Below are 23,837 nucleotides of genomic sequence, written 5' to 3'. Positions count from 1 at the left end.
CGGGCGAAAGTTACGATGGCGCGCGGATGCTTGACGCATCGGCAGTCGCCGCTTGAGAGATCGGCCGGTCGGCGTTCGCCACACCGGTTGAGCCGGAGCTGCAAGAGGGGAGCAGATGGTAGGATCGATCGATCCGAGGTGCGAGACAGTCCGTGGGACCCATTGGCCGAAGAAAGGTCGTGAGGCTGTTTGGAGCTCGCGTCGCGGAAACCATCTTGGCCAGCGGTCTAAAACACACCGCATCAACAGGCCGGACATATGGATGCAAGCGATCCGATCAGACCCTGAAGAACTCTTGTGGCACGGGGGCCGTCCACATATGGGTCCCGGCGTTCGCCGGGACGACGGATCGCGAGTGCTCGTCAAAATCAATAGAGCGGGAATTTGGTCGGCTCGCCCCCGAGATCTGACGGCGGGTTCAGCGGCTGCCGGTCAATCGGGCGGTTCAGGTTCTCGCGCCCGAACGTTGGGTACCCGAACGGAGACGGGAAGGCATAGTCGGTGAACTTGCGGTCGCCCGGCAGCACTTCGGTGCCGGCATCGAGCCACGAGCGGGTGGTGATGTAGACGCGGGTATTCGGCCCCTGCTGATAGGAACGGTTGGGACCGTTCGCGCCGTAATAGGGACGGCCGCGGTTGTCATACTGCTGGCGCTTGGATTGCGCATTTGCCGGTGTCGTGTCGAAGCTGATCACGACGGCGGCGGCCGCAGCAAACAACACCGCGAGCTTGGTCGCAGCAGGGAGTTTTCGGGTCATCGCGTCCTCATAGGCGGCCGGACCGCCATTTTCCGATTTGCAGCCATCTTACCTGCCGTGGGTATATCGTCACTAGGTCAATTGGGCCACACCGCAGAACAATAATGCGGCGCAAGGCGAAAAAATTTCATGAAAACCAAGGTCTTGCAGTACCGCCCGATTACAGCATGCCGCGCAGCCGCGGATTTTCCGCTCCGCTTACCCAATCCGCCGGTATCGCTGGCGCAGCGGAGGCAGCGCAACTGCCCCGCCTCAGCTCGGCGCGGGCGAATAATTCGGCCAGTTTCGGCTCGTTTCCGGCCGTTAGCAGCACCAGCCGGTTCAGAATACAGGCGATCGCGGCGCGCCGGGCCGGCAAGGCGTCGCCCTGGCAGGACCAGCCCGAAATCCGCAGATTGGGCTCGTCGAGACGTTTGACGAAGCCAAGACACGATCGCGCCCCATCAGCGCTGCCAGCAAGGCGAAGCAGCGTCACCGTGCCGAATTTGCTGTCGATGACGCCCGCCGCTTCCAGCTCGCGCCCAGCCGGAAGCTCCATTCGCGCGGCGATTTCGGCCGCGGCAGGTAACGGTTGGCTGAAGAATTCACCGCCCGGGCGATAGATTTCCAGCTCTGCAACCGGTTTTTGGCCTTGGGCCGCCCAGCGCAAGACATCCTTGCGACCACCCTCGGGGTGCCGAAGGATCTCGTAGGTCTCTGTTTTTTCGGGCAAATCGATCCGGCTGACGGCAAATGCCGGATATGAGCGCGCAGCCACGCTCCAGCCCGCCCTGACCGAAGGCTCGTCCGGTTCGCCGATCGGCAATTGATCCCAAAGATGGATGCCGCCGATGGCAAGCAACGCCAGAGCACCCACATAGGCAATGAGGTGCGCCAGCATACCCCAGCATTCGTCGGCGAAGCTGGTCAGCGCCGGATGGATTTGGGTCGGATTAATGTGAATTGGCACGGGTGGCCCGAAACGATCGCACTGAACGCTCAAACGCGGACTAGCGTTGTCTTAAGCCCGTTTCTCGCATAGAAGCGCTGCTCCTTCCCTGTCCGCGAGCCGCGGGGTGAGGCATTTTTCTTCGGAGAGTGAACGATGGGTTACAAAGTCGCGCTGGTCGGAGCGACCGGCAATGTCGGGCGGGAAATGCTCAACATTCTGGACGAACGCAAATTTCCGGCTGACGAGGTGGTGGCGCTGGCGTCACGCCGCAGCACGGGCGTCGAAGTGTCCTATGGCGAGCGTACCCTGAAAGTCAAAGCGCTCGAACATTACGATTTCAGCGACGTCGATATCTGCCTGATGTCGGCGGGCGGCGCGGTGTCGAAGGAATGGTCGCCGAAGATCGGCGCCGCTGGTGCGGTCGTGATCGACAACTCGTCGGCGTGGCGCATGGATCCGGACGTGCCGCTGATCGTGCCCGAGGTCAATGCGGATGCGGTGGCGGGCTTCGTCAAGAAGAACATTGTCGCCAATCCGAACTGCTCGACCGCGCAGCTCGTCGTCGCGCTGAAGCCGTTGCATGATCGCGCCACGATCAAGCGCGTGGTGGTCGCTACCTATCAATCGGTCTCGGGCGCCGGCAAGGACGCCATGGATGAGCTGTTTTCGCAGACCAAGGCGGTCTACACCAACAGCGAACTGATCAACAAGAAATTCGCCAAGCGTATCGCCTTCAACGTTATCCCCGAGATCGACGTGTTCATGGAGGACGGCTACACCAAGGAAGAGTGGAAGATGATGATGGAGACCAAGAAGATTCTTGATCCCAAAATCAAGCTCACCGCGACCTGCGTCCGGGTACCGGTGTTCGTCGGCCATTCCGAAGCGGTCAACATCGAGTTCGAGAAGCCGATCTCGGTCGATGAGGCGCGCGACATCCTGCGCAACGCGCCGGGGTGCCTGGTGATCGACAAGCACGAGCCCGGCGGCTACGTCACGCCCTATGAGGCCGCCGGCGAGGACGCCACCTATATCAGCCGCATCCGTACCGACCCCACCGTGGATAACGGCCTCGTGCTGTGGTGCGTGTCTGACAATTTGCGCAAGGGTGCCGCGCTGAACGCGGTCCAGATCGCAGAATGCCTGATCAACCGCAAGCTGATCAGCGCCAAGAAGAAAGCGGCGTGAAAATTTGAAACGCGGGAGCCGCAAGCGCGATGACTGAACCGTCGGCTCCCTATCAGGCCAATCCTTCGCTGAAACGCGTCGAGCGGGGATTTGAGAGCGTGTTGTTCAACAGCCGCTGGCTGATGGCGCCGTTCTATTTCGGCCTCGTCATCAGCCTCGCGGTGCTGATGCTAAAATTCTTCATGGTGTTGTGGGAGTTCGTCGTCCATGCCCCGGGCTCCAAGGAGTCCGACATCATCCTCGGCGTGCTCAGCCTGATCGACATCTCGCTGACCGGAAATTTGATCCTGATCGTGGTGTTCTCGGGCTACGAAAATTTCGTCTCGCGTATAGATCCGCGCGGTCATCCGGATTGGCCGGAGTGGATGACCAAGGTCGATTTCGGCGGGCTCAAGCAGAAGTTGCTCGGCTCGATCGTGGCGATTTCGGCGATCCAGGTCTTGAAGGCGTTCATGAATATCGACTCCGCCTTCGACGCCCAGAAGCTGGGCTGGCTGGTTGCGGTGCATTTGATGTTCGTGGTCTCGACGCTGGTACTGGCGCTGTCGGACCGCTGGGGCGGCGATCACGGCAACGGCGACAAGGCGGCCCATTAGGGATTGGAGAATGGTGAGTGGCCAATAGCGAAATGGAAATTTTCCGTATTCGCTATTCGCCACTCGCTATTCGCCCACCTGCTCCCGCACGCTGCGAAATTCCTTCGCCGCCTGGTCGAGCACGAACAAGGAACCCTCGGCGACGCCGAAATAGGCGCCATGCAAGTTCATCTCGCCACGCTCGACCAGCGTGCGCACGAACGGAAATGTCATCAGGTTTTCCAGGCTTCGGAACACGGCGGCCTTTTCGATCCGGACGGTGAAATCCTGCATCGTCTCGTGGTCGCGCTGTCCGACCTTCTCGCCCGGCTTGATAAACATCGACATCCACCGCCCGATGAAATCGCCGGGCGACAGCGGCGCGATATTGTCGATGAAGGCGCGGATGCCGCCGCATTGCGCGTGGCCGAGCACCACGATGTGCTTTACCCGCAGCACCCGAACTGCATATTCCAGCGCCGCCGAGACGCCATGCGCGCCGCCATCCGGCGCATAGACCGGCACCAGATTGGCGACGTTGCGCACCACGAACAATTCGCCGGGGCCGGCGTCGAAGATCACCTCCGGCGACACGCGGGAATCGCAGCAGCCGATCACCATCACCTCAGGCGACTGGCCGCGCTGGGCCAGTTCGCGATAGCGCGACTGCTCGGTGGGCAGCCGCTGCGAGGTGAATGTTTGGTAGCCTTCGAGTAGATGTTGCGGGAACGATGCCATGGCAGTGGCTAACCATAGGCTGCCGCCGGGAACAAGCCTTTCGGACGAACGGCTGAAATGTTAGAGCATGATCCGGAGGAGTGGGCCCCGGTTTTCCGATAAGATCACGCTCAAATGACAAGCTACCGTGAATCCGACTTGACGAAGGCGAGCCGGATTTGTCGCGTGGGGCACGAAATTCCAAAGGAACCAATCCATGATCCGTCCGCGCCGCAGCCTGTTGTTCATGCCCGGATCGAATTCGCGTGCTCTGGAAAAAGCCCGCAATCTCCCGGTCGACGGCATCATCCTTGACCTCGAGGATTCGGTAGCCCCGGATGCCAAGGCCATGGCGCGCGACCAGATCGCGCAAGCGATTGCCAGAGGCGGCTTCGGCAAACGCGAGGTCCTGGTCCGCGTCAACGCGCTGGATTCGCCGTGGTGGATCGATGACCTCGATATGGCCGGCAAGGCGCGGCCCGGTGGCATTCTGGTGCCGAAAATCTCCAGCGTGAAGGATCTGATCGCGATCGCCGATCGCCTCAGCGACATCAGCGCCGATACATCGATCAGGGTCTGGGCGATGATCGAGACCGCGCGTGCGGTGCTGCACGCCGAGGAACTCGCGGCGGCATCGCGGGATTCCGAGACGCGGCTCGAGGGCTTTGTGTTCGGGCCGAACGACATTTCACGCGAGACGCGGATCCGAATGCAGCCGGGCCGCGCGGCCATGCTGCCGCTGATCACGCATTGCATTCTCGCGACCCGTGCTTATGGCCTCGAAATTCTCGATGGACCCTACAGCGACTTCAGCAATGTCGACGGCTTTGCGCTGGAATGTGCGCAGGGTCGCGATCTCGGCTTCGACGGCAAGACGCTGATCCACCCGGGCCAGATCGAGGCCTGCAACGCGATCTTCACGCCGCCCGCGGAGGAGATTGCGCAAGCCCGCAAGATCATCGCGGCGTTTGCACGGCCGGAGAACGCCACGCGCGGCGCGATCAGTCTCGACGGTCAGATGGTCGAGCGCCTGCACGCCGAGATGGCAAAGCGCACGATTGCGATTGCGGACGCCATCGCGGCAATCGGCCATCCATAGGCGTGGCTAGCGGCGCGGAGCAGGCAGCTTGATCAAGCCGGGATAGCCGGCTGCGGGTTTCTCGCAGGCGAGCGGCGATACGACATTTGCTTGATCCCGTTGAAGAACCGCTCGACGGTACTGCGCGCTCGATCATCCAGCGACCGTAATCTCGGAACCGATCATGGAGATCCGCCGTTGACGGCAGCAATCGTCGAAGCCGGTATGCGCCGATTGCGACTCTCGGAACCTGTGAAGGAGGCTCGCCATGACCGAAATCGACAGGAGCAGACGCCAGCTGGCCTGCGTCGCGAGCGCGGCCGGCGCCGGCATAATCGTCTCCGCGCTTGCGCCCGCCCTCATCATCACACCGGCCTCCGGCCAGGAGAAGAAGAAGCTCAAGGATGTGGCCGCCGGCAAGAAGGGTGGAGAAATAACTCCACCCGAGGACCTGATGCGCGAACCCGGCGTGCTGGACCGTGTGCTGCTTTGTTACGAGGCGGGGATACGGAAGTTTTCGGCAAATGAAGATTTCGATCCGGCGCTCATCGCGCAATCCGCCGAGATCATTCGCGATTTCATCAACAACTACCACGAGAAAACCGAGGAAGACCATGTCTTCCCGCGCTTCAAGCGGGCCGGCAAAATGGTCGATCTTGTTGATACGCTTTTGCAGCAACATCAGGCCGGTCGGCGCGTGACCGAAACGATCTTGCGGCTCGCGCCGAGCGGCCGCCGCGATGGCGACGACCGCCGGCAATTGATCGGGGCAATGCAATCATTCATCGTCATGTATCGCCCGCATGCCGCGCGCGAGGACACCGATCTGTTTCCCAAACTCAAAGGCCTTGTTTCCCCGCATGAGTACGACGCCATGGCGGAGGATTTCGAAAAGAAAGAGCACCAGTTGTTCGGGGAGGATGGATTCGAAAAGATGGCCCAGCGCGTAGCGGGTATCGAACAAGCGATGGGCATCCACGAACTGAATCAGTTCACGCCGCGCGGGTGACAACGAATGCCCAATGGTGGGGAGCGTCGTTGCGGTAGATCGAACAGGGCATGGCTTGCCTCCGCTGCAGGGGCGGGTAAGTCTAGGACACCCCAAACCGCTTCGCCGCCCAGGCATACAGGCTGCCGGCCAGAGGCGGCGCGCTGCCGCGGCCTTTCGGCGAAATGTGAAGCCCGACGATTTCGGGATCGCCGATCAGCGCGGAGAAATCCGCTCGTTCGAAGAACAGTTTTGGTTCGGCATGAACCGCATAGAACGATTTTTTCGGCAGAGCGTAGTTCAGGGCGCCGGCGCGCCGAGCGAGCGCGGTCAGCGCCGCCGGCCCATAGATTGCAACCCGAATATCGGAGAGACGGTTCGATCCGCCGCGCAGCTTGCGCAACATGAACGTCAGACGATGCCGTAGCGCCAGCCAGTCCGGCGTCAGTTCTTCCTGCTCCATCAGGTCCTCGAACGCCACCACGATGGGATCGTCGGAGGGCAGATAAAGAACTGAATTGCCGAGCTGATGCCGCCGCTCCCAGGCGAAATAGGGCTTTGTTAAATCGATCTCGACCGGCTTCAGCAACAGCACGTCGGCGTCGAGCCACAGGCCGGCGTTGCGCCCCATCAGTCGCATCCGGAAAAAATCGCTGAACTGCAAAATGGTCCAATCGCGCCACGTGCCGTCCGGTTGGGGCGGCCGCAGTTTCTCGGAGAACGCGTGCGGCAGGATCGCTTCGGCCTCGGCGTTGCCAACGCCATCGGGCAATTGCGCGAGCGGCTCGAAACTATAGACGGTGACCTTGTGACCCGCCGCGACCTGCGACCGCAGGCACGTCAGCCTCAGCGCATCGAGCGGGCCGTGCCAGAAGGTGACGACGTCGGGTCGCATGCGTCACCTCTGGAAAGCGTTTTCGAGCGAAGGGGACAGCGGTTCGCATGAGGAAAACGCGTCAAACAAAAGGATGGAGCCTCGATGCAATCAGAACCGAAATGGCTCGAAAATGAGTTCAGGCCCAGGCGCGCGCGGTCTTCGCCTTGCTCTCGTAAGCGTCGATCGAGCCCTGCTTCTCCATCGTCAGACCGATGTCGTCGAGGCCGTTGATCAGGCAGTGCTTGCGGAACGGATCGATCTCGAATTTCACCGTGCCGCCGTCGGGGCCGCGGATTTCCTGGCTGGCGAGGTCGACGGTCAGCGTCGCATTGGCGCCGCGTTCGGCGTCGTCGAACAGTTTGTCGAGGTCTTCCTGGGTGACACGGATCGGCAGAATGCCGTTCTTGAAACAGTTGTTGTAAAAAATATCGCCGAACGAGGTCGAGATCACGCAGCGGATGCCGAAATCGAGCAGCGCCCAGGGCGCGTGTTCGCGGCTCGACCCGCAGCCGAAATTATCGCCGGCGACCAGAATCTTGGCGTTGCGGTAGGCCGGCTTGTTGAGGATGAAATCCGGGTTCTCGCTGCCGTCGTCGTTGTAGCGCTGTTCCGAAAACAGCCCCTTGCCAAGGCCGGTGCGCTTGATGGTTTTCAGATACTGCTTCGGGATGATCATGTCGGTGTCGACATTGATGATCTTTAGGGGCGCCGCGACGCCTTCCAGCGTGGTGAACTTGTCCATCGATCGCATTTCTTCGGTTGGAATTGGCGAAAAAGCGTTTTCGCGGTTGGTTTATCGCGAATGTGGCCGCCGTAAAAGGGCAATTTGTCCCTAATCCGCGGCGGCCTCGATTGCCTCCATGTCGTCGTCGGAGAGGCCGAAATGATGGCCGATCTCGTGAATCAGCACGTGACGGACGATATGGCCCAGCGACTCCTCATGTTCGGCCCAGTAATCGAGGATCGGGCGGCGATAGAGCCAAACCATGTTGGGCAGCCGCGCGATGTCGTCATTGCTGCGAAATGGCAGGCCGATGCCCTGGAACAGGCCGAGCAGGTCGAATTCGCTTTCCGCCTTCATCTCCTCGAGAACCTCGTCGGTCGGGAAATCGTCGACGCGGATGATCACGCCCTCGCACAGATCGCGAAAGCCCTTCGGCAGGCGTTCGAAAATCTCGTGCGCCATGGCTTCCATTTCGGCAAGCGAGGGCGCTTTCGCGGTTGTCCACATTCCGCCTGTTTAGCGCGTGTTTCGCTATCGCGCACAGGAATTTGCGCGCAGTTGACGTTGGCGCGGCAATCGGAGACGTTGCGGCCCATGACAGCTTTGGATGAGCCCCTATGACGCGGATCAGAACGGCGGCCATATTGGTTGCGCTTGCGGGTACTTTTGGTTTGCCCGCGGCCGGCGCGAGCGCGCAAGGCGTCCAGCAGGGAATGCGGACCGCGCAGGCATCGCCGTCCATTGCCAGCGAAGCCTCCGCACAGCGCCGCGTCAGACGGCCGCCGACGCGCCTGCGCGTCTATCCGCGCTCCGAATGGGAACCCGACATCTATCCCCGGTATGATCCCGGCCCCAATGCGGTGCGGGACTGCACCGCAACTTATGTCCAGGAATTCCGGCCGAGTGGCACCGTGATCGTGCCGCGCATGAGCTGCTACTGGCGCCGCGGCTAGACCGGCGTAAGCGGCGGCGCGCCCCCGCGCATCAGTCCGCTGCGCCAACAGCGCCGATGTTCCACACACGATGACGGCCATTACCGGCTGCGTGAAGCGGCTTGCGGCGCCCGGGCTTGTGCCGGGACCTCGGGATGCGAACGCCCGCGTTAGCCCATAACGAGGTGACCGTCGTTGATGTGCCCGGCGACGCGTGAAGTGCGATTCCCTGTTCGAGGCGCGGCCATGAATCTGCTGTGGCAATCTGCTGTGGCGAGGTGCTTTCAGAAGATGCGCGCGACAGTCTATGACGGTTTTGAAAAGTTGCGCGTTTGATGGCGTTGTCGGCGCCAGGAACCGGTTGGCGATTCGCATTCATCTATGAGGCGCAACTATTCACATCACATTCACGTCGCTCACTCTAGCTTTTCGATCCGCGTTGCAGTGAAGCGACGTGACACCGATGACTTAGAGAGAGGATACAGATGAGCATGACGAGAGTTCTGGGGCTTGCCGCCGTCGGCGCATTGCTGATGCTGGCCGCGCCAACTGAGCGCGCTCAGGCGCTGTCGCTGAGCAACCCCGGCGCCGCCGCGGCCGTTCAGGATCATTCCAGCCAGGTGACCGAAGTGCATTGGCGCGGCTGGCATCATCGGCATCATCGCTATCATCGGCATCATTGGCATCATCGCCACCATTGGCGGCATTGGCACCGCTGGTGATATCGCGCTATTCTGCCGCGCGCTAACCGAAACAGGCCCGCGGTGCGGGCTTGTTTTTGCGAGCCGTGATATCGCATGAAACCCGCGCGCACGCCGTGCGTTGTCAGCGCCCTTAAGAAATTTTGAGGAGCCTGCCATGCAGACATTGATGGGTGCAGTAGCCGTTGTGGGAGCGTTCGCGCTCGCCGGCCCAGCGTCGATCGACCTGGCCGCAGCGGCTTCGCCGAAGGCCGGTGCAATTGCAACTGACATTTCCGAAGCGACGGACCTGAGCGCGCGACACCGCCACCGGCACTACCGGCCTTATTATTACAAGCGGCCTTACTATTATCGGCCTTATCCGTACTACATCGCCCCGCGTTACGCGCCGGCGCCATTCCCGGGCGGCTTCGGATACAGGGTCGGCCCGTGGTGGTAACTGCGGGTCTTCGCCAGGCGATACTGAACTAAATCGGCCCCCCCGAAAGGCGCCTGGTTTGTATCTGCCGCAAAAAAGTGTTGCCGCGCTTAATCCCAGTTCTTGAATTTCCAGGATCTAAGCTTCCACGGCGTGAGCGTCTCCAGCCGCCATTGCTGCCACCGATCCGGCGGCCAGTGGCTGAGATGCGATTTTTCCTTGACCTCGGGTGCGACGACGCGCGGCATCACCCTGCGCCGGGCCTGGCGCGTCGCCTCGCCGATCATATCGACGTAGTCAGGTTTATTGGCCACGGCTCGCTCCTGCGAAATGCCTCGCCTTAAGCCGTGCAGTCTGCTCCCAAGTACTTAACGACTTGCTTCGCGGATGCCTCGAGGTTGAAACAACAGCGCGCTACCGCCACTCCCTGATATCGACGAAGTGCCCGGCGATCGCCGCGGCGGCTGCCATTGCCGGCGAAACCAGATGGGTGCGGCCCTTAAATCCTTGGCGGCCCTCGAAATTGCGGTTCGAGGTCGAGGCGCAGCGCTCTTCCGGCGACAACTTGTCGGGATTCATCGCCAGGCACATCGAGCAGCCCGGCTCGCGCCATTCGAATCCGGCCTTGATGAAAATCTTGTCGAGGCCCTCGGCTTCCGCCTGCTCCTTCACAAGGCCCGAGCCCGGCACGATCATGGCATTGAGATTGCCGTTGACGGTCTTGCCGGCAATCACCTTCGCCGCCGCGCGCAGATCCTCGATCCGGCCGTTGGTGCAGGAGCCGATGAAGATGCGGTCGAGCTTGATGTCGGTGATTTTGGTGCCGGCCTTCAGGCCCATGTAATTCAGCGCGCGGTGTTTGGAGAGCCGCTTGGCTTCATCGGTAATCTTGTCGGGATCGGGCACCACGCCGGTGATCGACACCACGTCTTCCGGCGAGGTGCCCCAGGTCACGATCGGCGGCAGCTTTGCCGCGTCCAGCCTGATCTCGTGATCGAAATGCGCGCCGTCGTCGCTGCGCAATGTTTCCCAGTAGCGCATCGCAGCGTCCCAGGTTTCGCCTTTCGGCGACATCGGGCGGCCCTTCAGAAATTCGAAGGCCTTTTCATCCGGCGCGATCAGGCCGGCGCGGGCGCCGCCTTCGATCGACATGTTGCAGACGGTCATGCGGCCTTCCATTGACAGCGCGCGGATGGCGTCGCCGGCATATTCCAGCACGTAGCCAGTGCCGCCCGCGGTGCCGATCTCGCCGATGATGGCGAGAATGATGTCTTTTCCCGTCACCCCTTCCGGCAATTTGCCGTCGACGACAGCGCGCATGTTCTTGGCTTTTTTCTGGATCAGGGTTTGCGTCGCCAGCACGTGCTCGACCTCGGAAGTGCCGATGCCGTGCGCCAGCGCGCCGAACGCGCCGTGCGTCGAGGTGTGGCTATCGCCGCAAACGATGGTGGTGCCGGGCAGCGTAAAACCCTGCTCGGGGCCGATGACGTGCACGATGCCCTGACGCTTGTCGAATTCGTTGTAATATTCGATGCCGAATTCCTTGGCGTTGTCCGCCATCACGCGAATCTGCTCGCTGGATTCCGGATCGGGATTGGGCTTGCTGCGATCGGTGGTCGGAACGTTGTGGTCGACCACTGCCAGCGTCTTCTCCGGCGCGCGAACTTTTCGCCCTGCGGCGCGCAAACCTTCGAAGGCCTGCGGCGAGGTCACCTCATGGACGAGATGGCGATCGATATAGAGCAGGCAGGTGCCGTCGTCGGCCTCGTGAACCAGATGATCGTTCCAGATTTTGTCGTACAGCGTGGTCGGTTTGGACATGAGCGTCAGCTCCAAAGAGTATCTTGCGTGAGCGTTAAGCGCGGTTACGCGCCAATTCAAGCAAACGTCAGCGCGGCCTCAAAGCGCGCGCGCAAGCCTTGAAGTCGCCGAGGTCGTGAACCGTCCAAAGAAGCGGCCGGGCAGGCGGCGGCGATCGTCGATGACGATTCGTCCGGCGAGCTCGCACGCGATGCTGGTCTGATCTGCAACCATTTTAAATTTCTAGCACAGCGCCAGACGTCGCGACAGTCAATCGATGGGTGACCGACTATGCGCACATAGGCATACCGCAACAAAAAAGCGCGGGGTGAGCCCGCGCTTTTCGTTAAACTCTCTGCAACGGGATTTACTCGCCGACGGCGGTGGCGCGATCGGTCTTCTTCTCGACGATGCGGGCCGACTTGCCGCGCAGATTGCGCAGGTAATACAGCTTGGCGCGGCGCACCTTGCCGCGGCGCACCACCTTGATCGAGTCGATCATCGGCGACATCACGGGGAAGACGCGTTCCACGCCTTCGCCGTAGGAAATCTTGCGCACCGTGAAACTCTCGTTGAGCCCGCCGCCGGAGCGGCCGATGCACACGCCCTCATAGGCCTGTACGCGCGAGCGATCGCCTTCGACCACCTTGACGTTGACGATCACGGTGTCGCCGGGCCCGAATTCCGGAATCTCCTTGCCGGCGGACAATTTCTCGAATTGCTCTTTTTCGAGCTGTTGAATGAGGTTCATCGCAAAATCTCCATCGGCGGCGCGCCCCAGCCTGTCAGGCGCGGGCTGCGCGGGTGTTCGTTTATCCTGCCATTGCGCGGATTTGGCGCTCGTATACGGCAAAGACCGCGCCTTGTCACCCATCCGTCGGGCGTTTTGGCCGTTTTTGGTCCTTGGTCCTGGCTGCCCAGAGATCAGGCCGCCGCGCCCGCGTCAGCGCCTCGGCTTCGGCCTGCCGCCAGGCCGCGACCCGGGCATGGTCTCCCGAGAGCAGGATGTCCGGAATCGGCTGGCCCTCGAACTCCTGCGGGCGGGTATATTGCGGGTATTCCAGTAGCCCGTGCGAAAAGCTCTCGTCGGCGCCGGAATCAGGCTTTCCCATGACACCCGGCAGCAGCCGGACACAGGCATCGATCAGGGCCATGGCTGCGATTTCGCCCCCCGACAGCACATAATCGCCGATCGAGACTTCCTCGAGCTGGCGGGCCTCGATGACCCGCTGGTCGATGCCCTCGAATCGCCCGCAGACGACCAGGGGTCCGGGGCCAGCGGCGAGTTCCACGACCCGGGACTGGGTCAATGGCCGACCTCGCGGGCTCATCAGCAGCCTTGGCCGATCCCTTGGCCGATCGGCGGATAGTTCTGCGGCATCGATGGCGCGTGCCAGCACGTCGGCGCGCAGCACCATGCCGGGGCCGCCGCCGGCCGGGGTGTCGTCGACGCTGCGGTGACGGTCAGTGGCCGAATCCCTGATGTCGCGGGCCTCGAGCGCCCAGAGGCCGGACGATAACGCCTTGCCCGCAAGGCTGACGCCGAGCGGACCCGGGAACATCTCCGGAAACAGCGTCAGCACGGTCGCGCGCCAGGTCTTTGTCTCGGCAGCCATGCTCAAGCGTCCGCATCGGTCGGATTGTCGCCTTCGATCTCATCAGGCAATTCGATTACCACGCGTCCGCCCGCGAGATCGACGGATGGCACCACGGCATTGGTGAACGGCAGCAGCGTCGTGGCGCCGTGCGGCGGCGCGATTTCGATGATATCGCCGGCGCCGAAATTGTGGATCGCGATGACCCGGCCGAGCGGCTGGCCCGCGGCAGTCTCGGCGGCGAGCCCGATCAGGTCGGCGTGGTAGTATTCATCTTCGCTCGTCGCCGGCAGCCTCTCGCGCGCAATGTAGAGCTCGACCCCATTGAGGCGTTCGGCCTCCTCGCGGGTTGCGACGCCCTTCAGCGTCGCGACCAGATGGCCCTTGGCCTCGCGTGCGTGCGTCACCTCGAACTGGCGCGCGCCATCCTTGGTCAGAAGCGGTCCATAGCGCTTCACGGCAAGCGGGTCCTCGGTGAAGGTCCACAGCTTCACCGCACCGCGCACGCCATGCGCGGCGCCGATCCGGGCGACGCAAACTTGCGAGGTGGGCATCAGCTGGTCTCATCCTTCGAGACGTGCGCAAGAGCGCACCCCTCCAGCGATAACGGCGAAGTTGTTACGCAGGGATGAGGCACTGACTCCTCATGCTGAGGAGCACGGCAAAAGCCGTGCGTCTCGCAGCATGGGACCGGGTTCATCCGTCGCCCTTACGCCGACTTGGCGGCGGCTTCGGCGTTGGCCTTGCGCTCCTTGCGCGGCACGGCCTTTTCCGGATTGTTGCGCGGGGCGCGCTTGGCCACGCCGGCGGTATCGAGGAAACGCGACACGCGATCCGACGGCTGCGCGCCCTTGGCGAGCCAGGCCTTGACCTTGTCCATGTCGAGCTTCAGCCGCGCTTCGTTGTCCTTCGGCAGCAGCGGATTGAAATGGCCGAGGCGCTCGATGAAGCGGCCGTCGCGCGGAAACCGCGAGTCGGCGACGACGACGTGATAGACCGGGCGCTTCTTGGTGCCTGCGCGGGCGAGGCGGATGACGACTGACATTTAGTTCTCCTGATGAGTTCGAAAAGTAACGTGAGAGGAATTCGGGGGAGTTAGCCCGCGGCGTGAGTTCTCGTCAGTGCAAGCAGCGAAGCGACGCTTTGCGCCGACCCATTGGCTCGCAATGACAAATGAGGTCATTTCTTCTTTCCCGGAAAGCCGCCGAGGCCCGGCAAGGTCGGCTTGCCGCTCAATCCCGTAAGTCCGGGCAAATTCGGCAGGCCGGAGCGGAGTCCGGCGGGAAGATCCTTCGGCAGCGCGGGCATGCCGCCCGGTCCTGCACCGCCGGGCATTTTTTCGGCCAGCGCCTTCATCTGTTCGGGCGACGGCATGCCGCCGCCAAAACCCATCGCCTGTGCAATGCCGGCCATCGGGCCGCGCTTGCCCGAGCCCATGGCCTTCATCATGTCGGCCATGTTCCGGTGCATCTTCAGGAGCTTGTTGACCTCCTCGACCTTGACGCCGGCGCCGGCGGCGATGCGCTTCTTGCGGCTGGCTTTGAGGATATCGGGGCTCTTGCGCTCCTGCCGCGTCATCGAATCGATCACCGCGACCTGACGTTTGAGGATTTTGTCGTCGAGCCCCGCGTTGGCGATCTGGTTTTTCATCTTGGCGATGCCGGGCATCATGCCCATCAGCCCGCTGATGCCGCCCATATTCGCCATCTGCAGCAATTGTTCGCGCATATCGGAAAGATCGAACTGGCCCTTGCGCATCTTCTCGGCGACGCGTGCGGCCTTCTCCGCGTCGATGTTGGCGGCGGCCTTCTCGACCAGCGACACCACGTCGCCCATGCCAAGTATTCGCCCCGCGATCCGGCTCGGGTGGAAATCCTCCAGCGCTTCGGTTTTTTCACCGGTGCCGATCAGCTTGATCGGCTTGCCGGTAACCGCGCGCATCGACAGCGCGGCGCCGCCGCGGCCGTCGCCGTCGACCCGCGTCAGCACGATGCCGGTGAGGCCGACGCGCTCGTCGAAGGACCGCGCGAGATTGACCGCGTCCTGGCCGGTCAAGGAGTCCGCGACCAGCAGCACTTCGTGCGGATTGGCTGATGTTTTGATCTCGGCGGCTTCCGCCATCATCTCTTCGTCGAGCGTGGTGCGGCCGGCGGTGTCGAGCAGCACTACGTCGTAGCCGCCGAGCCTTCCGGCTTCCAGCGCGCGCTTGGCAATCTGCGCGGGCTTCTGGCCGGCGACGATCGGCAACGTCTGGATATCGAGGTCACGCCCGAGCACCGCGAGCTGTTCCATCGCCGCCGGCCGGTAGATATCGAGCGAAGCCATCAGCACCTTGAGCTTGTCGCGCTGGGTCAGGCGGCGGGCAAGTTTGGCGGTCGTGGTGGTTTTGCCGGAGCCCTGCAAGCCGACCATCATGATCGCGACCGGCGGCACGGCGTTGAGATCGATGGTCTGGCCCTCGGAGCCGAGCGTGGCGATCAGTTCGTCGTGGACGATCTTCACCACCATCTGGCCGGGGGTCACCGATTTGACCACGGTGGCGCCGATCGCCTGCTCGCGGACTTTTTCGGTGAAACTTCTGACGACGTCGAGCGAGACGTCGGCCTCAAGCAGCGCGCGGCGCACCTCGCGCATCGCGGCGTCAACGTCGGCTTCCGTCAGCGAACCGCGCCGCGTCAGCCGGTCGAGAATGCCACCAAGCTTTTCCGACAGATTGTCGAACACGAGTTTCTTCCTGTTGCCTCACCCTGGGAGCAGGCGCTGCCTGCGTGTCGAAGGGTGAATTGGTGTATCGCGGCCCATCCTTCGAGACGCCGCTTCGCGGCTCCTCAGGATGAGGTCTTTGCTTCCTTAACCGCGAAAGCGGGGTAGCCAGTATTCCGAAGCTTCGCGGCTCAATCGCGACGCTCTGGGATACTGGTCACCAGCTTTTTGCGGGTGACGACGGGCTTATTATGTGTCCTCGCGACCGGGCTAGAACAACATTCCAAACACTTTTGCGCCCGAGGGCGCATCGCGCTGTCGGGCGTTGACCTCCGGTCTCGAGGGCCGGGCGGCGGGTCGAAAAGAACGTCTTTCCGATGATCGGCGCGGTTAAACCCTCGCAGCCCCTAAAAGTCAAGGAAACTCGCGGCAAAATGGCGTTTTCGTGAATTTCGCCGATCCGCTTACCCCTTGCCGAAGCAGAGGTTTTTGAGGCCAATCGGGACATGAAAGTCACCCGCCGTCGTCTGCTTAAAGGTTTTGTTGGGTTGCTCGCAGGCGCGGCCGCCGTCATCGGCGCGCCAGCGGTCTGGATTTACCGAACGAAAACCTATTCCGGGCCGGTGTCCGACCATTTCGATGGCCGGCATTTTTTCGACCCCGACGGCGTGCCGCCGAAGTCGCTCGGCGAGGTCCTGCGCTGGCAGTTCGGCCCCGGCAGGCAGCGGCAGGCCTGGCCCGTATGGGCACCGAGCCCGCACGCCGACACGCCGCCGGTGCGCGTCGCCGGCAAGCAGGTCCGATTGTCGTTTGTCGGCCACGCCTCTTGGCTGATCCAGACATCAGGCCTGAACATTTTGATCGATCCGATGTGGTCGGCGCGCGCCTCGCCGGTCAGCTGGGCCGGCCCGAAGCGTTGCAACGATCCGGGCATTGCGTTCGACGCGCTGCCTCCGATCGATGTCGCGCTGGTGTCGCACGGCCATTACGATCATCTCGACGTCGCGACCTTGTCACAGCTCGCCGCGAAATTCGCGCCGCGGGTGATCACGCCGCTTGGCAACGATCTCACCATGCGCGGCGCCGACGACGCCGTTCGCGCCGAAGGGTTCGACTGGCACGACCGCGTCGAACTTGGCAACGGCATCGCGGTGACACTGGTGCCGACGCGGCACTGGACGGCGCGCGGACTGTTCGACCGCAACAAGGCGCTGTGGGCTAGTTTTGTGCTGGAGACGCCGGCTGGCAAGATCTACATCGTCTGCGATTCCGGCTACGGCGAGGGCAAGCATTTCCGTCGTGTGGCAGAGGCGCATGGCCCGTTGCGGCTGGCGATCCTCCCGATCGGCGCCTATGAGCCGCGCTGGTTCATGCGGGACCAGCACATGAACCCGTCGGACGCGGTAAAGGCTTTGGCCGATTGCGGCGCAGCGCAGGCGCTGGCGCATCACCACGGCACGTTTCAGTTGACCGATGAGGCCATCGACGCGCCGGTGATCGCGTTACATACGGCCCTCGACGAGAAGAACATCCCGCGCGAACGTTTTGCCGCGCTGAAGCCGGGGCAGGTGGTGGAGATATAGGGCGCGGTTGCTTCTAATCCCTCATGCTGAGGAGGCGCTTTAGCGCTGTCTCGAACCATGGAGGCCTCATCTGCATCCTTCGAGACGCGCGCCAAAGGCCGCGCTCCTCTCAGGATGAGGCAGTACTTGGCTAAGAATTACTTGGCTAAGAACTACTTGGCTGAGAACTACTGCTCTTTCTGTTTGATCGCCCAGGACACGCTGACCGTGACCTGAAGCGTCTCTTCGCCTTGGGCCACCGGCGTCGACGCGGCCATGCCGGCCGCCATTTTGCGATAGGGGATCGGGCCGGGTCCACCTCCTTCCGAAATGCTAAACGGCGCGCCGAGTGTGACGCCGGCGGCTTTCGCGTAGATTTCGGCCTTGCGGCGGGCATCGGCGATCGCCTGTTCGCGGGCCTCATCAAGCAATTTCGACGCCTGTGATACCGTGAAATTGATGCCGCCGAGATCGTTGGCGCCCGCGCTCACCAGCGTATCGATCACGCTGGCAACCTTGGTGACATCGCGAAGCCGGATGCTGACGTGATTGCTGGCGCGGTAGCCGACGATCGAGGTGGGCCCCGAGCGGTTCGGCGCGATCTGCGGCTGCAGCGACAGCCGCGAGGTCTGGAAATCCTTCTCGTCGATGCTGGCGCCCTTCAGCGCCAGCAGCACCTTGCCCATCGCCGCGTTGTTCGCGTCAGACGCCTCGCGCGCGGTTTTGGCCTCCGATGTCACGCCGGCATCGATCTGCGCCAGATCGGGGGCCGCCGATACGGTGGCCTCGCCGGTGACGGAAATCATCGAAGGCGGCGTCGTCTGGGCCAGCGCTGGCGCGGCGAGCAGGCTGCCCGCAAGGATGGCCGCAAGCGGCGCGCGATGCTTCATAAGCCTCACCTTAGCGGCACATAGACGTTGATGACCAGCTTGTCCTCCGCGGTCTTCAGAGGATCGGTCATGTATTCCTCGACGAAAGTGTCCTTGGCTTCAAGCTTCTTGTCGTCGAGGTGATTGGTGATGGCCTCATAGGTGTTGTCCATGTTGTCGTAGGAACCGCGATGGACAAATTTCAACGCCTTGCCCTCGGGCGACTTGCCGATACTCATGTCCTTGGTCAGGTTCTTCGGATCCTGCTCGACCGGAATTTCAGCCAGATAGGTGAAGCCGGTATCGTCGGTGGAGGTGTAAACGATCATCGGATTGCCCGCGGGCTTGATGCCCTGCTTGTCGAGCAACGCCAACAACGACTTGAACGAATCGATCAGGCTGTCGAACGCCGAATCCCAGTTGGCGGTGCCCCTCAGGATGACGGCCGTTTTCGGCTCCAGCGTGATCTGCTCGCCGAACGGATCGGCGGTCTGAACCGGCGCGGCAGCCGGGGGCGTCGTCGGCGTCTCGGCAGCCGTAGGCGGGGCCGCGGGAGCAGGCGAAGGGCTGGCTGCGGGAGCCGGGGTCGCCGTGGGAGCGGGCGTCGCTGATGCGGCAGGCGCCGGTGTCGCCGCAGGAGCAGGCGCTTGCGCCAGCGCGGCGCCACCCCAGGCTACCGCCGCGATCGGGATCAGCGCGATGATGGCGAGGCGGAAAAAGCTACTACAATTCATTCAGGTGTCCCCATAGGCCGTGCGGCAACTGCGTTTCGTGGCCTGTCCGGATCAGGCCTGGCAAAATGCACAACATCATGACGTTAACACGCGAGATGAGATTTCGTCCCATGACAGATACGTCATGGGCCTGCGCGGTGACAGGCCCGGTCACAAATTCACCGCACTGGCCAATCCGCCATCATTGGCCATATAAGGCAACACCAATCGGGAAATTCCATGAGCGCGCTCGCCAACCACACGTTTGTCAAGATGAACGGGATCGGCAACGACATCGTCGTGGTCGATCTGCGCGACAAGCCCGCTGTGGTGACGGCGGACGAAGCGCGCGCGGTGGCCTCACCGGCGGGCGTGCACTACGACCAGCTGATGGTGCTGCAGCCGCCGCGGCTTAAGGGCACCGAGGCCTTTGTCCGCATCTACAACAATGACGGCTCCGAGGCGGCTGCCTGCGGCAACGGCATGCGTTGCGTGGTGCGCCAGCTATTCGAGAAAACCGGCCAGACCGCGGTCACTTTCGAGACCAAAGCCGGCCTGTTGAATTGCTGGCAGGGGCCATCAGGCGATCTCTACACCATCGACATGGGCCCGCCGAAGTTCGGCTGGAAAGACATTCCGCTCGCGGAGGAGTTTCGCGACACCCGCTCGATCGAGCTGCAGATCGGCCCGATCGACGCGCCGGTGCTGCACACGCCGTCCGTGGTCAGCATGGGCAATCCGCATGCGATCTTCTGGGTCGAGGATGTCGACGCCTACGATCTCGCGCGATTCGGGCCGCTACTGGAAAATCATCCGATCTTCCCCGAGCGCGCTAATATCACGCTGGCGCATATCGTGGACCGCGACCACATCACGATCCGCACCTGGGAGCGTGGCGCGGGGCTGACCAAGGCCTGCGGTTCGGCGGCCTGCGCCACGGCCGTCGCGGCGGCGCGGCTGAAGCGCGCCAACCGCATCGTGCAGATATCGCTGCCCGGCGGCGAACTTTCGATCGAATGGCGCCACGGTGACGACCACGTTTTGATGACGGGGACGGCGACGTTTGAGTATGAAGGCCGCTTCGATCCGGCGCTGTTTGCGTCCGTCGCCTGACATGAGCGTCGACGTCGTCACTTTTGGCTGCCGTCTCAACGCCTTCGAATCCGAAGTGATCGCCCGCGAGGCCGAGAGTGCCGGGCTCACGCAGACCATCGTCATCAATAGCTGCGCCGTCACCAATGAAGCCGTAGCGCAGGCGCGGCAATCGATCCGGCGGCTGAAACGCCAACGGCCGGAAGCCCGGATCGTGGTCACCGGCTGCGCGGCGCAGACCCAGCCCGAGATGTTCGCAGGCATGCCCGAGGTCGACCGCGTTCTCGGCAATGACGAAAAGATGCACGGCGAGGCTTGGCGCGATACGCGCACGGCGCTCGACGTCGCCGCCAGGTTCGGCATCTCACGGAGTGAGAAAATTGCGGTCGCGGATATCATGGCGGTCCGGGAGATGGCGCCGCATCTCCTGGAAGGATTCGGGAAAGGCCTGCCGCGGGTATTCGTGCAGGTGCAGAACGGCTGCGATCACCGCTGCACGTTTTGCATTATCCCCTATGGCCGCGGTAATTCGCGCTCGGCGCCAATGGGCGCGGTGGTCGAGCAGGTCCGCGCCCTGGTCGAGCGGGGCCACGCCGAGATCGTGCTGACCGGGGTCGATCTGACGAGCTACGGCGCGGATCTGCCGGGCGCGCCGAAGCTCGGCATGCTGAGCAAGCAGATCTTGCGGCACGTCCCGGAATTGCAGCGGTTGCGGATTTCGTCGATCGATTCGATTGAAGTGGATCGCGATCTGCTCGACGTGATCGCGGAGGACGAACGTTTGATGCCGCATCTGCATCTGTCGCTGCAGTCCGGCGACGATCTGATTTTGAAGCGGATGAAGCGGCGGCATTCGCGCGCCGACGCTATACAATTTTGCGCGCAGGTGCGTCGGCTGCGGCCGGACGTCGCGTTCGGTGCCGACGTCATCGCGGGCTTTCCGACCGAGACCGAGGAGATGTTCGCCCGCTCGCAGGAACTGGTGGAGGAGTGCGGTCTCACCTTCCTGCATGTATTTCCCTATTCACCGCGGCCGGGCACGCCGGCAGCCCGGATGCCACAGGTAGCGGGCGACAAGATCAGGGAACGCGCGAGGCGATTGCGGGCGACGGGAGAGGCGGCGCTTCAAAGGCGGCTGACATCGGAGATCGGCGCGACACGCCAGGTTCTGATCGAGAGTGACAGGCAGGGCCGCACCGAGCATTTTATTCCCGTCGCCATTAGCGGTGAAACGTCCGGCGCAGTGCGGGCGCTGGCGATCACCGGGAATGATGGCGGGCGGCTGACGGTATGAGGCGCGCTTCGCCTCACCCCTGTCATCGCCCGGCCGGGCGACCCAGTACGCCGCGGCTTTGGTGATTAGCCACCAACTGCTCTGGAACACCGGATCATCCGCTTTCGCGGATGATGACGATTGCCGGGTTGTCTCGCGCTCCTACTCCCCATTCCAGCCGCACGCTCTCAGCCGCTCATGCAGATGCGTCGGCGCCGGCGCGACCACGCGCACAGGGTCCTTGTTCTTCGAAATTGGAATGACGATCTCGCGGGAGTGCAGATGCAGGCGCGGTTCGCCAAAGCGTGGACCGTTGCCGTAAATGTTGTCGCCGACGATCGGCCAGCCCATGGCGGCGCAGTGGACCCGCAATTGATGGGTCCGGCCGGTGACCGGTTCGAGCGCCAGCCAGGTGACGCCTTCGCCGCGCCCCAGCACTTTCCAGTTGGTGACCGCCGATTGCCCTTCCGGATCGGGCTTCTGCCACCAGCCGCGCTCGGCATTGAGGCGGCCGAGCGGCATGTCGATGGTGCCTTCATCTTCGGCCGGGCCGCCTTCGACCACCGCCCAGTAGGTTTTGGAAATCCTGCCATGCTTGAACAACAGGCCCAGCGACGCCGTCGCCTTGCGATGGCGTCCCAGCACCAGACAGCCGGAGGTGTCGCGGTCAAGCCGGTGGGCGAGAACCGGCGGACGCGGCAGCCCGAAACGCAGCGCGTCGAAGGAGGATTCCAGATTGGCGCCGCCCTTGGGGCCGCGATGCACCGGCAGGCCCGCGGGCTTGTCGATCACCAGCATCAGCCCGTCGCGGTAGAGCACGCGGGACAGAATTTCGTCTCCGGTCAATTCGGGAACTTCGATCAAACCTTCGAGACTTTCGCTCATGGCGCGAAACCGCTAACACACCCCCGACATGAACGATACCATTCCAGAAAAGACAAAGCTGAGCTGGTGGCAACGGCTGACCGGCGGCCTGAAGCGCACGTCGAGTTCGCTCGGCTCGGCGGTGGCCGATCTCGTCACCAAGCGCAAGCTCGACCGCGCGATGCTCGAGGACATCGAGGATGTGCTGCTGCGTGCCGATTTGGGAACCGAGGTGGCGGCGCGCATATCCGCCGCGGTCGGCGTCGGCCGTTACGACAAGACGATCACGGCCGATGAAGTGAAGACCGTGGTCGCGACCGAGGTCGAGAAAGTTCTGGCGCCGGTAGCGAAGCCGCTGGTGATCGGGGACACGCAAAAGCCGTTCGTCATTCTCGTGGTCGGCGTCAACGGCTCGGGCAAAACCACCACCATCGGCAAGCTCGCAGCCAAACTCTCGGCTGAAGGCCGCAAGGTGATGCTGGCGGCCGGCGATACCTTTCGCGCCGCCGCGATCGAGCAGCTGAAGATCTGGGGCGAGCGCACCAAATCGCCTGTGATTGCGGGCGCGCAGGGCTCGGATTCCGCGAGCCTGGCCTTTAACGCGCTGTCAGCGGCGCGCGATGGAAAGATCGACGTGCTCCTGGTTGATACCGCGGGCCGTTTGCAGAACAAGGCCGAGCTGATGAACGAGCTGGAAAAAATCGTTCGTGTCCTCAAAAAGGTCGATGCCTCGGCGCCGCACGCAGTGCTGCTGGTGCTCGATGCCACCGTGGGACAAAATGCGCTGTCGCAAGTCGAGGCGTTTCATCGTACCGCAGGGGTCACCGGCCTCGTCATGACAAAGCTCGACGGTACTGCGCGCGGCGGCATCCTGGTGGCTTTGGCCGAAAGGCATAAGCTGCCGGTGCACTTCATCGGGGTCGGCGAGGGCATCGACGACCTCGCGCCGTTCACCGCGCGGGATTTCGCGCAGGCGATCGCAGGGATTGAATAGGCTCATGCTTCGAGATGCGGCTACGCCGCTCCTCAGGATGAGGCAGAAGCCGACCGGGTGCCTTCATCAGGATGAGGCGAAGCCAACCGGAATGCCCTCATCAGGATGGGGGAGAAGCCAATTCCCTCATCCTGAGAGCCTGACCGAAAAAGAAAGTTGAGTGATTCCAGCCCGTTGTGATTCCTTCGTGTTTGCGAAGACTCGAGGGAGCACAACATGTGTTGGACTGAAATCACCCGACGTCAATATCGGCGCGACGGACTGCGTTATGCAAGCGGCACCACGGATGCGGAGTGGAAATTGATCGAACCGTTGATGCCTGCGCCATCCCGGCGCGGCCGTCCCCGTGAGATCAATCTGCGAGCGGTCATGAATGCGATCCTCTACATTGCGACCGCCGGTTGCCAATGGCGTGCGCTGCCGAAGGACTTTCCGCCGTGTTCGACGGTTCAGTACTACTTCTACAAATGGCGCGGCTCCGGCTT

At 62.7% G+C, this 23,837-nt stretch carries 29 protein-coding genes; 12 read left to right on the top strand and 17 right to left on the bottom strand.

Going from position 1 to position 23,837, the window contains the following annotated elements; genetic code table 11:
• Positions 1–368: 368 nt before the first annotated feature.
• Both N554_RS0127025 and N554_RS0127020 read right to left on the bottom strand, forming a co-directional pair.
• Entirely contained in the window at positions 369–758 is a 390-nt protein-coding gene (locus N554_RS0127025) for a hypothetical protein (RefSeq protein WP_029586359.1), read from the bottom strand.
• Between the two features lie 160 nt (positions 759–918).
• Complete coding sequence (locus N554_RS0127020; protein WP_029586358.1) at positions 919–1,707, bottom strand: hypothetical protein; 789 nt, start codon at positions 1,705–1,707, stop codon at positions 919–921.
• Positions 1,708–1,842: 135 nt separating this feature from the next.
• On the opposite strand from N554_RS0127020, the gene N554_RS0127015 reads away from it, so the two are divergent.
• Together N554_RS0127015 and N554_RS0127010 are read left to right on the top strand one after the other, a co-directional pair.
• Positions 1,843–2,877, top strand: coding sequence for an aspartate-semialdehyde dehydrogenase (locus tag N554_RS0127015; protein WP_029586357.1), 1,035 nt, complete (start codon positions 1,843–1,845; stop codon positions 2,875–2,877).
• Positions 2,878–2,906: 29 nt separating this feature from the next.
• The gene (locus tag N554_RS0127010) at positions 2,907–3,473 is read left to right on the top strand and encodes a TIGR00645 family protein (RefSeq protein ID WP_029586356.1); all 567 of its coding nucleotides are present in this window, start codon (positions 2,907–2,909) and stop codon (positions 3,471–3,473) included.
• 66 nt (positions 3,474–3,539) lie between these two features.
• Here N554_RS0127010 and N554_RS0127005 read toward each other — a convergent pair whose 3' ends face one another.
• Positions 3,540–4,190 (bottom strand): carbonic anhydrase, encoded by a 651-nt coding sequence (locus N554_RS0127005; RefSeq protein ID WP_029586355.1) that lies wholly within the window; start codon positions 4,188–4,190, stop codon positions 3,540–3,542.
• 196 nt (positions 4,191–4,386) lie between these two features.
• Between N554_RS0127005 and N554_RS0127000 the strand changes: the two genes are divergently transcribed.
• Positions 4,387–5,268 carry an HpcH/HpaI aldolase/citrate lyase family protein gene (locus N554_RS0127000; protein WP_029586354.1) on the top strand — a complete coding sequence of 294 codons (882 nt, stop codon included), beginning with the start codon at positions 4,387–4,389 and terminating at the stop codon, positions 5,266–5,268.
• A gap of 247 nt (positions 5,269–5,515) precedes the next feature.
• Positions 5,516–6,256: a hemerythrin domain-containing protein gene (locus N554_RS0126995; RefSeq protein WP_029586353.1), complete on the top strand. Its 741-nt coding sequence runs from the start codon at positions 5,516–5,518 to the stop codon at positions 6,254–6,256.
• Positions 6,257–6,338: 82 nt separating this feature from the next.
• On the opposite strand, the gene N554_RS0126990 is transcribed toward N554_RS0126995, so the two are convergent.
• The 3 genes from N554_RS0126990 to N554_RS0126980 all read right to left on the bottom strand — a co-directional run bounded on the left by N554_RS0126990 (position 6,339) and on the right by N554_RS0126980 (position 8,343).
• Positions 6,339–7,130, bottom strand: a complete 792-nt coding sequence (locus N554_RS0126990; protein ID WP_029586352.1) for a hypothetical protein — start codon at positions 7,128–7,130, stop codon at positions 6,339–6,341.
• 118 nt (positions 7,131–7,248) lie between these two features.
• Positions 7,249–7,854 carry a 3-isopropylmalate dehydratase small subunit gene (gene leuD, locus N554_RS0126985; RefSeq protein ID WP_029586351.1) on the bottom strand — a complete coding sequence of 202 codons (606 nt, stop codon included), beginning with the start codon at positions 7,852–7,854 and terminating at the stop codon, positions 7,249–7,251.
• Between the two features lie 90 nt (positions 7,855–7,944).
• Positions 7,945–8,343, bottom strand: coding sequence for a metallopeptidase family protein (locus tag N554_RS0126980; protein ID WP_029586350.1), 399 nt, complete (start codon positions 8,341–8,343; stop codon positions 7,945–7,947).
• Between the two features lie 110 nt (positions 8,344–8,453).
• Between N554_RS0126980 and N554_RS0126975 the strand changes: the two genes are divergently transcribed.
• The 3 genes from N554_RS0126975 to N554_RS0126965 all read left to right on the top strand — a co-directional run bounded on the left by N554_RS0126975 (position 8,454) and on the right by N554_RS0126965 (position 9,908).
• On the top strand, positions 8,454–8,789 hold the full coding sequence (locus N554_RS0126975) for a hypothetical protein (RefSeq protein ID WP_029586349.1): 336 nt from the start codon (positions 8,454–8,456) through the stop codon (positions 8,787–8,789).
• A 470-nt stretch (positions 8,790–9,259) separates the two neighbouring features.
• Positions 9,260–9,490: a hypothetical protein gene (locus N554_RS0126970; RefSeq protein ID WP_371259527.1), complete on the top strand. Its 231-nt coding sequence runs from the start codon at positions 9,260–9,262 to the stop codon at positions 9,488–9,490.
• A 136-nt stretch (positions 9,491–9,626) separates the two neighbouring features.
• Positions 9,627–9,908, top strand: coding sequence for a hypothetical protein (locus tag N554_RS0126965; RefSeq protein ID WP_051677741.1), 282 nt, complete (start codon positions 9,627–9,629; stop codon positions 9,906–9,908).
• Between the two features lie 89 nt (positions 9,909–9,997).
• On the opposite strand, the gene N554_RS0126960 is transcribed toward N554_RS0126965, so the two are convergent.
• From N554_RS0126960 to ffh, 8 genes are all read right to left on the bottom strand, one after another.
• The gene (locus tag N554_RS0126960; RefSeq protein WP_029586346.1) at positions 9,998–10,201 is read right to left on the bottom strand and encodes a hypothetical protein; all 204 of its coding nucleotides are present in this window, start codon (positions 10,199–10,201) and stop codon (positions 9,998–10,000) included.
• A gap of 100 nt (positions 10,202–10,301) precedes the next feature.
• Positions 10,302–11,708, bottom strand: coding sequence for a 3-isopropylmalate dehydratase large subunit (gene leuC, locus N554_RS0126955; RefSeq protein ID WP_029586345.1), 1,407 nt, complete (start codon positions 11,706–11,708; stop codon positions 10,302–10,304).
• A gap of 78 nt (positions 11,709–11,786) precedes the next feature.
• Complete coding sequence (locus N554_RS42760) at positions 11,787–11,921, bottom strand: hypothetical protein (RefSeq protein ID WP_256378762.1); 135 nt, start codon at positions 11,919–11,921, stop codon at positions 11,787–11,789.
• Positions 11,922–12,054: 133 nt separating this feature from the next.
• Positions 12,055–12,438, bottom strand: a complete 384-nt coding sequence (gene rplS / locus N554_RS0126945; protein ID WP_029586344.1) for a 50S ribosomal protein L19 — start codon at positions 12,436–12,438, stop codon at positions 12,055–12,057.
• Positions 12,439–12,553: 115 nt separating this feature from the next.
• Entirely contained in the window at positions 12,554–13,303 is a 750-nt protein-coding gene (trmD, locus tag N554_RS0126940; protein WP_029586343.1) for a tRNA (guanosine(37)-N1)-methyltransferase TrmD, read from the bottom strand.
• Positions 13,304–13,305: 2 nt separating this feature from the next.
• Positions 13,306–13,836, bottom strand: a complete 531-nt coding sequence (gene rimM / locus N554_RS0126935; protein ID WP_029586342.1) for a ribosome maturation factor RimM — start codon at positions 13,834–13,836, stop codon at positions 13,306–13,308.
• A gap of 155 nt (positions 13,837–13,991) precedes the next feature.
• Positions 13,992–14,327 carry a 30S ribosomal protein S16 gene (rpsP, locus tag N554_RS0126930; protein WP_029586341.1) on the bottom strand — a complete coding sequence of 112 codons (336 nt, stop codon included), beginning with the start codon at positions 14,325–14,327 and terminating at the stop codon, positions 13,992–13,994.
• 134 nt (positions 14,328–14,461) lie between these two features.
• Positions 14,462–16,006: a signal recognition particle protein gene (ffh, locus tag N554_RS0126925; RefSeq protein ID WP_029586340.1), complete on the bottom strand. Its 1,545-nt coding sequence runs from the start codon at positions 16,004–16,006 to the stop codon at positions 14,462–14,464.
• 485 nt (positions 16,007–16,491) lie between these two features.
• Between ffh and N554_RS0126920 the strand changes: the two genes are divergently transcribed.
• Positions 16,492–17,568 (top strand): MBL fold metallo-hydrolase, encoded by a 1,077-nt coding sequence (locus N554_RS0126920; RefSeq protein ID WP_029586339.1) that lies wholly within the window; start codon positions 16,492–16,494, stop codon positions 17,566–17,568.
• Between the two features lie 167 nt (positions 17,569–17,735).
• Here the strand turns inward: N554_RS0126920 and N554_RS0126915 are convergent, their stop codons facing one another.
• Both N554_RS0126915 and N554_RS0126910 read right to left on the bottom strand, forming a co-directional pair.
• Entirely contained in the window at positions 17,736–18,437 is a 702-nt protein-coding gene (locus N554_RS0126915) for an SIMPL domain-containing protein (protein ID WP_029586338.1), read from the bottom strand.
• A gap of 5 nt (positions 18,438–18,442) precedes the next feature.
• A complete protein-coding gene (locus N554_RS0126910; RefSeq protein ID WP_029586337.1) occupies positions 18,443–19,150 on the bottom strand; it encodes a GyrI-like domain-containing protein in 708 nt (235 codons plus the stop codon).
• Positions 19,151–19,369: 219 nt separating this feature from the next.
• Here N554_RS0126910 and dapF point away from each other — a divergent pair, with 219 nt between their 5' ends.
• Both dapF and mtaB read left to right on the top strand, forming a co-directional pair.
• Positions 19,370–20,242, top strand: a complete 873-nt coding sequence (dapF, locus tag N554_RS0126905; RefSeq protein ID WP_029586336.1) for a diaminopimelate epimerase — start codon at positions 19,370–19,372, stop codon at positions 20,240–20,242.
• Between the two features lies 1 nt (position 20,243).
• Entirely contained in the window at positions 20,244–21,515 is a 1,272-nt protein-coding gene (mtaB, locus tag N554_RS0126900; protein WP_029586335.1) for a tRNA (N(6)-L-threonylcarbamoyladenosine(37)-C(2))-methylthiotransferase MtaB, read from the top strand.
• 141 nt (positions 21,516–21,656) lie between these two features.
• Here the strand turns inward: mtaB and N554_RS0126895 are convergent, their stop codons facing one another.
• Positions 21,657–22,379 carry an RluA family pseudouridine synthase gene (locus tag N554_RS0126895; RefSeq protein ID WP_029586334.1) on the bottom strand — a complete coding sequence of 241 codons (723 nt, stop codon included), beginning with the start codon at positions 22,377–22,379 and terminating at the stop codon, positions 21,657–21,659.
• Positions 22,380–22,407: 28 nt separating this feature from the next.
• Here N554_RS0126895 and ftsY point away from each other — a divergent pair, with 28 nt between their 5' ends.
• A complete protein-coding gene (gene ftsY / locus N554_RS0126890) occupies positions 22,408–23,352 on the top strand; it encodes a signal recognition particle-docking protein FtsY (RefSeq protein WP_029586333.1) in 945 nt (314 codons plus the stop codon).
• Between the two features lie 216 nt (positions 23,353–23,568).
• Positions 23,569–23,837 (top strand): transposase (locus N554_RS0126885; protein WP_029586360.1); only part of this gene is annotated, 269 nt, incomplete at its 3' end.

Source organism: Bradyrhizobium sp. URHD0069 (assembly GCF_000701345.1).
GTDB lineage: Bacteria > Pseudomonadota > Alphaproteobacteria > Rhizobiales > Xanthobacteraceae > Bradyrhizobium.
The sequence above is the reverse complement of the archived record's forward strand: the minus strand, read 5'-3'. Positions and strand labels throughout refer to the sequence as shown.